Raw genomic sequence first — 12567 nt, forward strand, 5'->3', positions numbered from 1 at the left:
TGATCATGAGAACGAAAGGTGTGGTTATCTTATTGATCTATAAGAAGTAGGCTTGTTGTAGGATGGTTAGGTATTTACTCAAGCGAAAGGAAAAGAAAGGCCTTGCGATCGAAGACCGCAGGCCAACACGAGACAAAATGAAAGGTCAAAGGGGGAGAGCCTGACCCTGAATCCAGATCTGTTGTAAATGTAGCCCGCTATTGAGCGCGATCGCGTCTGCACGTTTTCCCACTGCTAACGATCCCAGTTGGCGATCGATACCCAACAGACGTGCGGGGTGGAGAGAGGCCATATGAATTGCCTCTTCTGCCGTTATCCCGGTGAGCTCGACCATATTACGTACGGCTGCGTCAACCGAGAGCGTGCTACCAGCCAGGCCACCGGAAGCGGTACGCACAATACCACTGTGCATTTCCACCTCCTCACCGCAGAGTGTATAGCGTCCGTCTGGCATTCCTGCAGCCTGCATGGCATCGGTGATCAGCACCAGCCTGTCTTTGGCGCAACAGCAGCAGAGTTTCATGGCTGCCGGGTGGACATGGTGTCCGTCAGCGATAAGTTCCAGCCAGGCGCGAGGGTCGGTTAACCCTGCGCCAACCATTCCTGGCTCCCGATGATGTAAACCGGTCATACCGTTATAGCAGTGAACCAGTCCGTCAGCGCCGGCGTCAAAGGCTGCGCGGGTTTGCTCCCAGGTAGCTGCGCTGTGTCCCAGCATCACCCGTACGTTGCGCTGCTTCAGATGTTCGATGGCCTGCAATGCACCGGGTTTTTCTGGTGCCAGCGCAACGACGCGCAATGTTTGCTGGGAAATCGCAATCAGTTCATTCAGTTCACTGAGTTCCAGTTCCCTGAAAAGCTCAGGTGGGTGCGCCCCTTTGTTCTGCGGCGTAAAGTATGGGCCTTCAAGATAACTGCCCAGCACCTGTGCGCCGGGCCCTCCGGAATGGTAGCGATGGGCGATACGCTCAAGTGCCTTGTGAATATCCGGTAATGGAGCGGTGACGGTAGTAGGTAGCCAGTTGGCTACCCCTTCACGCGCTTTGTGCATCGCCAGTTTGTCGAGTGTATCCGGTGCTTCATCCATCACATCGGCACCCGCGCCCCCGTGTACGTGGGTATCAATGTATGCCGGACAGAGCAGTTCAGCATCGCGGACCATAACGCCGGAAGGAATTGGCTCTATTGCCGCAATGATACCGTCTTCAACATGCAATTGATGATCGTCCAGCCAACCCTGTTCGGTCAGTAGGCGTCTGGCGCGCAGTAGCAGTGTCATATCCCTTCCTCAACGGGCTTTTCCTCACGGCAGCGTCCCAGCTCGTCCACCAGGCTGGTTAAACCCCGGTGCCCGCATTCCAGCGCCTGCAAACGAAACGCTTCGCTGCTCAGGCCGTCGCGCTCCAGCACCATCTCCAGTAGCAGTTGTAGATTGGTACCGGTGATCACTTCAGTACCTTGCCTTTGCATGGCTAGCGTGGAAGCGACGCGAAATGGCGTCCCGCCCAACAGGTCGGTCAGAAACACGATGTCTTGCTGCGCATCCAGTTCACCCACCGCCTGCTCAAGTTGTGAGGTGAGCAAGGCAGTGGTTGAGGTTTCCGGAAAGTCGATGGCAATGAACTGAGTCTGCTCACCCAGAATCTGTTTCATCGCTTTTTCCATTCCGCTGGCAAACCCGCCATGACCCGTCAAAATAATACCTAACATCTACAACCCCTTATATTTACAGGAAATGACAGAACTTACCTACGACGCCGAGCACCACGGTAATGGCGATAAGGCGCAGAGGACTCCAGCCACGGCGGACCAGCCAGAACATGGTTAATGTGTAGACCAGCGGTAAAAAAGCAGGCATCAGCTTGTCTATCACGTCTGTTTGCAGTTTCACTACCGCATCGCCAGCAGTGATTTCCAGCGTAGTGCTCAGGCGAACATAGGTCGCTACCAGCGCACCGATCACCGTCATCCCTACGATGGATGCCGCATGTCCAACTTTTTTTGTGTTAGCTTTAATCAGCGGAATGGCAGCAACGCCCATTCGATAAGCATAGTGTGCCAGCCCAAAGCGCAGACCAAGATGAACCACGTTGAACATAACAATAAAGACAACTGCGCCAAGAATAGAGCCTTGCAGCGCCAGGCTGGCCCCGATACCGCCGCAAATAGGCAGTAACGTTAACCAGAACATGGCATCGCCGATACCGCCAAGCGGCGCACCCACGGCAATCTTGGTGCTTTGAATACTGTTCACATCCTGCTTGGAGCGTTCCATCGCCAGGATAATCCCGATAACAAACGTAACCAGGAACGGGTGCGTGTTGAAGAAGCCCATATGGCCTTTCATCGAACGCGCCAGATCGCGCTTATTGGTATGGATCTTTTTCAGAGCAGGTAACAGGCCGTACAGCCATCCTGATGCCTGCATACGTTCGTAGTTAAAAGAGGCCTGCAACAGCATTGAACGCCAGGCAACACGGTTGATATCTTTTTTCGTCAGCTCGGCACCGATATTCTGGTCTTCGTAGACGTTTTCATTGGTGCCGGACAGCAGCGTTTCTTCGGTTTCGGAAACGTTCGGCAGAGCAGTTTGATTAGATGCCATCTTCGAATTCCTCTTTTTGTGCTGCGGGAGCTGTAGGTTCAGGTGATTTACGCAGAAAATCGATCAGCGCCATTGCCAGTGCTGCGGCGGCGATCGCCAGCACAGGGAGTTTGAGCCAGGCTGCGGCTACAAAACCCAGGATGAAGTAGGGGATATAGACGTTTTTCATCATGATTTTCAGCAGTACGGCGAAGCCGATAGCTGGCATGATGCCGCCTGCCACACCCAGGCCGTCAATCAGACGCGTTGGCAGAACATCTATCGCGGTTTTGGCATGTTCCGCGCCAAAGTAAATCGGCAGGAACGCGCATAAGAAGTAGAACGTCCCCAGCGCCAGTAACGCCAGATAGTTGACCCGCTCAATTCCGTCTGTATCGGCATTCGCCGCCATGCGATCGCAGCGAGCCATCACCCCGGACATCACGGAGAAGAGGAAGGTAATGCCCATTTGTACCGCTACCGCGAACGGTACAGCGACACCGACAGCTACTTCCGGTTTTACGCCAGTGGTGATGGCGAAAGTTGTTCCTACGATGGTGCCGATGATGACGTTTGGCGGCTGTGCTCCCGCCAGCGGAGCCAGGCCCATCCACACCAGTTCCAGCGTACCCCCGGTTAAAATACCGGTATGCAGATCGCCCAGAATCAGGCCGACCAGCGGCCCGAGAACAACCGGGCGGTGCATGTGAGTTAACCCGTTGAACATATCCAGGCCTGCAATAAAGGCGAGAATACCCAACGCAAAAGCCTGCAACAGACTGATTTCCATTGTGAATCCCTCAGAGAAGTTTATAGAGGTCCTGGGCGGGTTCTGTTGGAACGCCCTGAACGAAGCATTCCACTCCAGCGGCTTTGAGCCCGTTGAACGCCGTAATATCTGCAGCGTCTACAGAAACCGTTTTGGCGATTTGTTGCTTGCCGTTGGCGTAGTGCATATTGCCAACGTTGATACGGTTAACAGGAACACCGCCTTCGACCAGACGGAAGAAATCCGCAGGCGATTTGCAGACCAGCAGAATTTTCTGGCGATCGGCGGCACGGTGAATATTGTCGATCACTTTTTGTAGTGACCAGAAGCGTACGGCGATCCCTTCTGCCAGTACCATTTCCATCAGGTTTTGCTGCACTGGATCTTCAGCCACCTCATCATTAGCGACCAGCACCAGGTTTGCCCCCGCAAACCCGACCCATTGCACACCAACCTGACCGTGAATCAGACGTTCATCAATGCGACTTAATACAATGTTTGGCATGGTATTTTTCTCTTTTTTGTTATGCGTTACGATCTGGAGCACCCAGGCAGGCGCAGTGATATTGCTGCAGTATGTCCTGAATATGGTTAATGATGAGTTCTCGCGGCGTGGCGCTGAGATCTCCCTCGCGCACTTTTACGTACTGCAAGGGTAAATACTGGCTAATCAGCGGTAGTGGAATGGGGTCGTCCGCCAGGTTACGTACCAGACGTTCAAATGCTTCATCAATCTGGCTGTCCGGCCAGTAGTAACGAACCCGATCAGAGTAGCTGTATCCACGGGCCAGACGGCGTGCATTGCCATCACCGTGATAATGGCTCTGCCAGTACTCTGGTCTATCAAGCATTACGCTTTCCAGCACATGTCGCAGGCCTGAGCTGGCTTTTGCAGGCAGCAATTCTTCTTCAATGGCAGCTAACGAAAACAGCGCTTCGCGCAGGGCGAAGGTAAGCGCGGGTCCCACTTTCAGAATAGCGAAGTGGTCTATCACCAGTTGGCGCAAGGACTGTGGCGTTTGGTAATCGGTAGAATGCGCTTCAAAAACCAGCGTGTCGTAGTCTTCCACCATTTTGCTGAGTGCCACGGCTTTCTGCGGTTGATAATCAATGATGTGCGTGTGGTCGAATTCAACGCCAGGTTGCACGACCAGGGCGATAATACGTGCCCATATACCTTCCAGCCCGCGCTTTTCAAAGGCGTGATAGTGGGCCTGCAGCGTTGCACGTGCGGCATCTGGCGTTGTTACCGCCAGTTCGGTTAACGCTTCGTGTGCGCCACCAGGAACCGGAACTTCTGTGCCAATCACATAGACCAGGTCAGACTCGCCAAAATGTGCCATACAGGTTTCTTCGGCGACTTTGGCCAGGCGTGCGGCGCGCTCAGCGACGATTTCATCCGTCAGTGGAACCGGGTCGTTGGCACAAGACATGCTGCAATCGAGGTGGATTTTTTTAAAGCCTGCGGCGACATAGCTCTTGATCAGATCGTCAGCATTGGCCATTGCCTGTTCCGCAGGCAGATTTTGCCAACGGTTTGGCCCGAGATGGTCTCCGCCGAGAATCAGCATATCCTGAGAAAAATCAAGCGAGTCGGCTAATCGGCAGACAAAACTGCGAAAATCGGCTGGCGTCATACCTGTATAGCCGCCAAACTGGTCAACCTGATTAGAGGTTGCTTCGATCAACAGCGGTGTATGGTTTGCATGGGCGTAGCGTATTGCGGCTTCCAGTACGATTGGATGCGCGGAACAAACGGCATAAATCCCGTTTGCCTTCCCCCGTTTATGCTGCTCGACCATTTTAGTTAGATGTTTCACTTTCCTCTCCAGGTCAGATTACTGCGACATCAATCTTTCGTTTTGTTTCATTTAATACTGCATCATGGTGTTATAAAAATAAAACGAAAGATAATAGTTTTCCGATCTGTTTCACAAAAGAAACACAATGAAAGGTTTCAGCGTAAGTTCGTCCGGCTCTTCCCTGCTTGCGGGGCTTGCATTCGCGCAAAAGAAAGGCGTTAATAGACAAAACGAAATAAAACGAAAGGTTCAACTAAAGGATTTCTTATGAGTAACACCGAGTCCTCTGCAGACAAGCGCGTTATTGGCACCAGCGAAAGACGTGAGCAGATCATCCAGCGGTTACGGCAGCAGGGAAGCGTTCAGGTTAACGATCTCTCCTTATTTTTTGGCGTCTCCACGGTCACTATTCGCAACGACCTCGCTTTTCTGGAAAAGCAGGGGATTGCGGTACGTGCCTATGGCGGAGCGCTGATTTGCGAAAGCAATGCGCCTGTTGTGGAGCCTTCTGTTGAAGATAAGAGTTCACTTAATACGGCAGTAAAACGCAGTATTGCCAGAGCCGCCGCAGAGTTGATTCAACCGGGACACCGCGTGATCCTTGACTCCGGTACCACGACCTATGAAATTGCCCGCCTTATGCGCCAGCATACTAATGTCATTGCTATGACCAACGGTATGAATGTCGCCAATGCGCTACTGGAAGCCGAAGGGGTTGAGCTGCTGATGACCGGCGGTCATTTGCGTCGTCAGTCACAATCGTTTTATGGCGATCAGGCTGAGCAGTCGCTACAAAATTATCACTTCGACATGCTGTTTCTTGGCGTTGATGCTATTGATTTAGAGCGTGGTGTTAGCACGCACAACGAAGATGAAGCGCGTCTCAACCGTCGGATGTGTGAAGTGGCTGAACGTATTATTGTTGTTACCGACTCGACGAAGTTTAACCGCTCCAGCCTGCATAAGATCATTGATACCCAGAGGATCCATACCATCATTGTTGATGAAGGTATCCCAGAGGAAAGTTTGCAGGAACTACGCCGCAGCGGTGTTGAAGTGATCATTGTTGAGTAGTCCCGCTCTAAAATTCAAAAATGTGATCCCATTCAATTAAACAAAAACAAACCATAAGCGAGCTTTTTTAGTAGCTCGCTTTCGTTTTTTGCATGCTTCCCGTCTCTTTCTCGCATCTTACCCGTTTTGAGTCTTTTCATTTTTTCGGTTTTCTTCGTTTCGGTTTGCTAAAACGAAAGAAAATAGTCAGTTTTGGTTAAATTAAACGCTGAGTCTGTGCGCACAAATTCACCTTATTGCTTCTGATGTAATATATTCAAAAGAAAACGAAAGTGCTAAAGCGCTAAAACAAAACAACATGAATATTTGATGGAGCAATAGAAATGCTGGATAACTTAAGACGTCGCGAGCAAATAATTGATCTGCTGTGCGATCAGGGTAGCGTTCGTGTCGAGCCACTGAGCGTCCATTTTGGTGTGTCATCGGTCACGATCCGCAACGACTTACGTTATCTGGAGCAGAAAGGATGCGTCATGCGCTCCTACGGCGGGGCGGTTCTCAATCAGCACTTCGCCCTTGACCGGCCTTTGCAGGATAAGGACCGGCTGAATCGCGATGTGAAAACGCGTATTGCCGAAAAAGCAGCCAGCTTTGTGAAAGATGGTGACACGTTAATCCTCGATTCCGGTTCGACCACCACGCTCATTCCTCCAATGTTAAAGAATCGCCGCGATCTGGTGGTGATGACCAATGCGCTCAACATTGCGTGGGAACTGGCGAATTTTGAGCGCGTAGACGTCATGATCCTGGGAGGGAATGTCAGGCAAAGCGTCTATTCATTGTATGGCCCTTCAGCAGAACACCAGCTCAGACAATACCGGTTTGATAAGCTTTTTTTGGGCGTTGATGGATTCTGCCTGGAAGCGGGGATTACCACGCCACATCCGGGAGAAGCACATCTGAATCAGGTAATGTGTGAGGTTGCGCAGGAGGTCACGGTAGTCGCTGACTCCAGCAAGTTTGGCCGCAAAAGTTTCTGTATGATTAGCGAAATCAGCGGGATTGACCGGGTGATTACCGACAGCGGTATCCCTGAAAATTATCACCGGACGTTAATCCAGCTTGGGGTGGATGTGGTGATTGCGGATGAATAACTGAAATTGCTGGCGAGATTTTCTCGCCAGCAGTGTTTTAGTGGGTCAGCGTACCCTGTTCAACCAGCAGCAATGCGGCACCGCGAACCCCGCTGGATGCACCATGGATGGCCGGGAATACGCGGGCAGGCTCTAATCCCGGGAACAAGTAACGTGACATGGCCTGCGGCAGCAACGTATAAATTTCCTCGATGTTGGAAACTCCACCGCCGAGAACAAAAGCATCGACATCCAGAATCAACTGCAATTGCGCCAGCGTACAACCCAACATATCAATCCATGCTTCTATGGTTGTAACGGCGCTGGCATTGCCATGACGATAATGCTCCAGCAGGGTCTCCATTTTGAGTTGTTCTCCACTGAAGTGTTTGTGGAGCCACAGTAAACCAGGACCGGATTGATAGCGTTCCAGACACCCTTGTAAGCCACAGCCGCACTTCAACTCCGGCAAGTGATAACGACGCATAAACGTTGCCGGAAGCGGTAAATGGCCGAACTCACTGGCCATTCGGTTGCGACCCCGATACAACTGACCGTCAATGACTAACCCTCCACCCATGCCGGTGCCAATAATGGCACCAAAAATTCGGGAGAACTGGCGAGCCTGCTGGGTATGGGCTTCCGAGAGTGCAAAACAGCAGCAGTCATTGTCCAGTTCAACCGAACGATTGAGGCGGTGGGCCAGATCGTTCATCACCTGGCGTCCTGTGAGGCAAGGCACGTTAGATGACAGTAATTTTCCGGTATGTCTGTCCATAAGACCGGGCATGCCGATGCCAATTTTTCCTTGCGTTCCAGTCGCCCAGTCGGCGGTATCAATAAGTGAAGTAAAGGTCGAAAGAAAGAGTTCATAATCCTGCACTGGCGTGGCGACGCGCTTACGCCAGCAAACCTGCATTTCCTTATCAAAAGCGACAATTTCAGTTTTGGTTCCACCAATATCAACACCGTAAAACATGCCTCATCTCCTCCGGCTTCACAGCGTAACCAGACAGTTTTCCTTGCGAGCGCGCTCTGCGGCAAAGACCATTAAGTGGCTTTCCAGTGATTCATCCGGGCCAGAAAGGATCATATTTTGATCGTTGGCCATCACTGCGTGGATGAAGCGATCCATCAGGTAGTAATCGCCACCACCATGCCCCCCCATCTGGGTTTGTGTGCCAGCGGCGATCTCCTCGATCTGATGCACTGTTTCTTTGTCTGTCAGGAAATCAAACACCCGGATCTGCTCGCCATCGCCTTCCAGATAACCTCTGGTACCAAACAGGCGCGTTTTTCGATCTTCCATTTTGGTAAACGCGGTCATGGTAAAGGTCACTGTCTGCTGGTGGGCAAAACGTAAGTTAACAACCTGATGATCCACCACATCATTATCACAACGATAAACGCAACGACCATAAGGCCCATCGCGCAGCGCCTGGCGAACATTCTCTTCGCTAGGATCTGCAGTCAGCACCCGACGGAAGTGTGGAGTGCATTTGTGGTTTTCACCCAGATAAATTTTGCAGGCAGACCAGGGACAGGTTGATTCAACCTGACAATCAAGGCAGCGGTCGGCGGCACCAGCAGGCTGATTCTCTTTCACAAAGTGACTCAGGCTACCAAATGATCCTACGTCCTGGCAGTTGTCGCTCATGATGTAGCGGATCCAGTCCAAATCATGACAGGATTTCTGTAACAACATAAATGACGATTCTGCTTCATTGCGCCAGTTACCACGTACAAACGAGTGCGCCTGATGCCAGTAACCTACGGGTTCGAGATGCTGCATGCTGACAATATCGCCAATTACGCCATCATCAAGCAGTGATTTCAGCTTTTGCGTATAGCGGGTGTAACGCAGGACGTGCGCGACGGCCAGTAATACGTTGTTGCGTTTGACCGCATCAATAATGATCCGGCAATCTTCTGGCGTAGGGGCGAGCGGTTTTTCCAGCAGAATGTGATAGCCGAGATTAGCAAACGCCACGGCAGGATCTTTGTGCATACTATCCTGCGTGCAAATAAGTACCACATCGGCCATTTTGGGTTGGGCCGCAGCTTCTTGCCAGTCGCAAAACACGTTATTTGGGTCAATCTTATGCTGTGCGACAAACTGCTGGCGGTATGCCTCTCTGGGCTCGGCAACGCCTACCACCTGCATTCTGTCTGGATGTTCAAGCGCATAGCGAGAATATATTTCTCCGCGCGCACCAGCCCCTACCACTAATACGGTCACTTTATTCGCACACATATAAACCTCTCATTTTTCACTTAGCCTGAATAACGGTCAGGCCAAATTTTCTTCATGTTTTTTATCAAACAAAAAGGCGGCATCCAGATTAAATTTCACTTTGATAGATTCACCGGGAAGTGGGGTCCAGTCGGGTAAGGAGTTAATACGTAAGATCATATGTTGCTCACCAATATCAAAATGCAGAAGGTCTTCGTTGCCCATCCTTTCTACGTTGGTAATGTGCGCATCGAACGCAGAGGCATCATGCTGCGAGGCTAACTGAATGGCCTCTGAGCGGATGCCAAACCAGACGCTGGAGTGCAGATATTGCTCCAGTAGGTTACTCAAGCGCGTATTTAATGGCAGGATTAAATTATCAGCCAGGCGCAGGCCACGAGTGCTGGGGTCAATATCAAGCAGCATAATATTCATTGCCGGATTACCAATAAAACCAGCAACAAATTTATTCCTGGGATGATGGTAAATATTCCCTGGGGTATCCACCTGCATAATACGACCGCCATTTAGAACGCAAATCCTGTCTCCCATCGTCATCGCTTCAATCTGATCGTGCGTGACGTACACCATGGTTGCGCTCACGCCTTCGTGACGCAGTTGTCGATGCAGTTCTGTCAGCCGCACGCGCATTGAAACACGCAGTTTTGCATCCAGGTTGGACAGCGGCTCATCAAACAAAAAAACGTCTGGCTTACGCACGATGGCCCTGCCAACGGCTACTCGCTGGCATTGACCGCCTGAAAGCTGACCGGGCTTTTTGTCGAGCAATGTTTCGATTTCCAGCTTGTGTGCAGCTTCCCGGACGCGGATATCAATCTCTTCTTTGCTCATTTTCCCTAACAGACTGAATGCCATATTTTTATAAATCGTCATGTGGGGATAGAGGGCATAATTCTGGAAGACCATGGCAACGCCTCGCTCCTTTGGTAGCAGGTCGTTGACGCACTTCTCTCCGATTGCGATATGGCCATGAGTGATATCTTCCAGACCTGCAATCATGCGTAGCAGCGTTGATTTGGCGCAGCCTGATGGCCCGACAAACACCATGAATTCGCCGTCGTGGATTTCAAGATCAACGCCATGGATCGCCTGAAAGCCATTGGGATAGACTTTGCTTACTGCCTGTAATTGAATACCTGACATAACACTGCCCCTTATCCTTTAATTCCGGCACCAGCGATGCCGCGAATAAAATAGCGCTGGAAGAAGATATAAAGTAACAACATCGGGATAATCGCCAGCAATGCGCCCGCCATTAACATCGGATATTCCACGCCTGAACGGCCAGAAAGTGAGGCTAATCCTACTGGTAATGTCATTTTATCCATGGAGGTGTTGACGATCAGTGGCCACATTAAATTATTCCAGCTCCACAGTCCGTTAATAATGACGCAGGCAATCAGTCCCGGTTTAATTAATGGCAGCATAATTTTGAAGAAAATAGTCAGATGGTTATACCCATCCATAATGGCTGCCTCTTCCAGTTCTTTAGGTACTGACAGAAAAAACTGACGTAATAAAAAGGCGCTATATATGCTGAATAAACCCGGTAACACCAGTCCAGGAATTGAGTTCAGCAAACCGATTTTTTCAACGGTTAAAAACTGTGGGATTAAAAAGATCTGACCGGGCACCATCAGAATTGAAATACACAGCATAAACAGGACATCTCGTCCTTTGAAACGCAGTCGGGAGAAACCGTACGCTGCCATTGCCGCAATCAGCGTCTGCAAAATGACGATGACCAGCGTGGAGACGATCGAGTTAAAGTAAAAGCTGCCAAAAGGCATTTCATGCAAGATTTTACCGTAAGCCTGAAACCCTGGGTTGGCGGGTAGCAGTATCGGCGGAAAGGCGATGCTTTCTGCCTGGGTTTTAAAAGAGGTGATGATCATCCAGATAAACGGAACCACCGTTACCAGCGTCGCGAGGATCATCAGGCCGTAAATTAGCCATTTTTCACGTTTTGTCATGAACATCGTGGTGCCTCACTGTGCTTTAAGTCGTTTACCAATCCATATTTGCAGCAGCGTCAGGACCATCGTGATAACGAAAATCACCACGGCGATTGCTGAGGCATACCCTTTTTCATGGTAGATAAAGGCGTATTTATAGAAGAGATAGGCGATGGTCATCGTCTGATCGTCCACCATGGATGAACTGCCAAACAGCAGATAAACCACATCGAAAATTTGCAGCGTTTCGATAAAAGAGATCACCAGTACGAAAAACAGCGTTGGGATCATTAGCGGTAAGGTAATAGACCAGAATCCACGCAATTTGCTGATGCCATCCAGCGACATCGCTTCATAAATTTGTTTGGGGATCCCCTGCAATCCAGCGAGCAGAATGATCATCTTCAGCGCAATAGCCGACCAGATGATAACCAACGAGGCGCTCAGGCGGACGACATCGGGATCGGATAACCAACCGATGGCCGGAAGATCGAAAAAAGCCAGGATCTGATTAATTAAGCCGAAGTTTCGGTTCATCAACCACTGCCAGACCATAGCAATGGCCGCAGGCATAGTGACAGCGGGTAGAAATAACAGTGTGCGAAACAACCACTGACCGCGAATCGCCTGATTCAGGCCAATTGCGAGCAGTAATGACAAAACGGTAATTATCGGTACGCAAATAAAAACATAGGCCAGGGTGTTATATATTGCTGAACGAAACTCATCATCGCTGAATAAATTAATATAGTTATCTAAGCTGATCGTCGTCCAGATCTGAAACTCGCCGAGGTCGGTGAAACTATAAAAAACGTTCTGGAAGAATGGAGTAAAGTAAAAAACAATTAACCCCGCCAGTAACGGCATAATCATTATCCATCCCCAGAAGCGTTCTTCTTTTTCCAGCTTGGTCAGGGATTTTTTGTGCACTTCCCTGGCTGGTAATTGTGGGGATGCAGCTTCATCTGAATAGCTCATACAAACTCCGGGATGCTCACTGTGCAACCAAAATATATTGCGTGGGCGAAAGCGAGAGGGAGCATGGCTCCCTCAGGA

Annotated in this window: 13 protein-coding genes; 2 read left to right on the plus strand and 11 right to left on the minus strand. The window is 50.4% G+C overall.

Translation table 11 applies throughout. The annotated features are described in order from the left end of the window. Positions 1 to 145: 145 nt before the first annotated feature. The 6 genes from nagA to kbaZ are packed head-to-tail and all read right to left on the minus strand — an operon-like array spanning position 146 to position 5173. Positions 146 to 1279 (minus strand): N-acetylglucosamine-6-phosphate deacetylase, encoded by a 1134-nt coding sequence (nagA, locus tag OGX90_RS04915; protein ID WP_186412945.1) that lies wholly within the window; start codon positions 1277 to 1279, stop codon positions 146 to 148. Next, the gene (agaF, locus tag OGX90_RS04920) at positions 1276 to 1710 is read right to left on the minus strand and encodes a PTS galactosamine/N-acetylgalactosamine transporter subunit IIA (protein WP_048215476.1); all 435 of its coding nucleotides are present in this window, start codon (positions 1708 to 1710) and stop codon (positions 1276 to 1278) included. The genes nagA and agaF overlap by 4 nt, the downstream gene beginning before the upstream one ends. A 16-nt stretch (positions 1711 to 1726) precedes the next feature. Continuing rightward, positions 1727 to 2605 carry a PTS N-acetylgalactosamine transporter subunit IID gene (gene agaE / locus OGX90_RS04925; RefSeq protein WP_003024929.1) on the minus strand — a complete coding sequence of 293 codons (879 nt, stop codon included), beginning with the start codon at positions 2603 to 2605 and terminating at the stop codon, positions 1727 to 1729. Beyond that, complete coding sequence (gene agaW / locus OGX90_RS04930; RefSeq protein WP_038634140.1) at positions 2595 to 3374, minus strand: PTS N-acetylgalactosamine transporter subunit IIC; 780 nt, start codon at positions 3372 to 3374, stop codon at positions 2595 to 2597. Before agaW ends, agaE begins: the two co-directional genes overlap by 11 nt. Positions 3375 to 3384: 10 nt before the next feature. Continuing rightward, a complete protein-coding gene (agaV, locus tag OGX90_RS04935) occupies positions 3385 to 3858 on the minus strand; it encodes a PTS N-acetylgalactosamine transporter subunit IIB (protein ID WP_003024925.1) in 474 nt (157 codons plus the stop codon). Positions 3859 to 3877: 19 nt separating this feature from the next. Beyond that, positions 3878 to 5173, minus strand: coding sequence for a tagatose-bisphosphate aldolase subunit KbaZ (kbaZ, locus tag OGX90_RS04940; RefSeq protein ID WP_020996349.1), 1296 nt, complete (start codon positions 5171 to 5173; stop codon positions 3878 to 3880). Positions 5174 to 5422: 249 nt separating this feature from the next. On the opposite strand from kbaZ, the gene OGX90_RS04945 reads away from it, so the two are divergent. After that, the gene (locus OGX90_RS04945; RefSeq protein ID WP_003024922.1) at positions 5423 to 6229 is read left to right on the plus strand and encodes a DeoR family transcriptional regulator; all 807 of its coding nucleotides are present in this window, start codon (positions 5423 to 5425) and stop codon (positions 6227 to 6229) included. A gap of 323 nt (positions 6230 to 6552) precedes the next feature. Continuing rightward, positions 6553 to 7323: a transcriptional repressor AgaR gene (agaR, locus tag OGX90_RS04950; protein WP_003024920.1), complete on the plus strand. Its 771-nt coding sequence runs from the start codon at positions 6553 to 6555 to the stop codon at positions 7321 to 7323. 37 nt (positions 7324 to 7360) lie between these two features. Here agaR and OGX90_RS04955 read toward each other — a convergent pair whose 3' ends face one another. The 5 genes from OGX90_RS04955 to OGX90_RS04975 are packed head-to-tail and all read right to left on the minus strand — an operon-like array spanning position 7361 to position 12489. Continuing rightward, entirely contained in the window at positions 7361 to 8281 is a 921-nt protein-coding gene (locus OGX90_RS04955; protein WP_008785896.1) for an ROK family protein, read from the minus strand. A gap of 18 nt (positions 8282 to 8299) precedes the next feature. Beyond that, positions 8300 to 9556 (minus strand): Gfo/Idh/MocA family protein, encoded by a 1257-nt coding sequence (locus tag OGX90_RS04960; RefSeq protein WP_286623273.1) that lies wholly within the window; start codon positions 9554 to 9556, stop codon positions 8300 to 8302. 36 nt (positions 9557 to 9592) lie between these two features. Further along, positions 9593 to 10699 carry an ABC transporter ATP-binding protein gene (locus OGX90_RS04965; RefSeq protein WP_286623276.1) on the minus strand — a complete coding sequence of 369 codons (1107 nt, stop codon included), beginning with the start codon at positions 10697 to 10699 and terminating at the stop codon, positions 9593 to 9595. A gap of 11 nt (positions 10700 to 10710) precedes the next feature. Next, complete coding sequence (locus tag OGX90_RS04970) at positions 10711 to 11535, minus strand: carbohydrate ABC transporter permease (RefSeq protein ID WP_003024907.1); 825 nt, start codon at positions 11533 to 11535, stop codon at positions 10711 to 10713. A gap of 9 nt (positions 11536 to 11544) precedes the next feature. Continuing rightward, positions 11545 to 12489: a carbohydrate ABC transporter permease gene (locus OGX90_RS04975; RefSeq protein WP_048236826.1), complete on the minus strand. Its 945-nt coding sequence runs from the start codon at positions 12487 to 12489 to the stop codon at positions 11545 to 11547. Positions 12490 to 12567 lie beyond the last annotated feature (78 nt).

Origin of the sequence: Citrobacter sp. Cpo012, assembly GCF_030333015.1 — a bacterium.
GTDB lineage: Bacteria > Pseudomonadota > Gammaproteobacteria > Enterobacterales > Enterobacteriaceae > Citrobacter > Citrobacter portucalensis.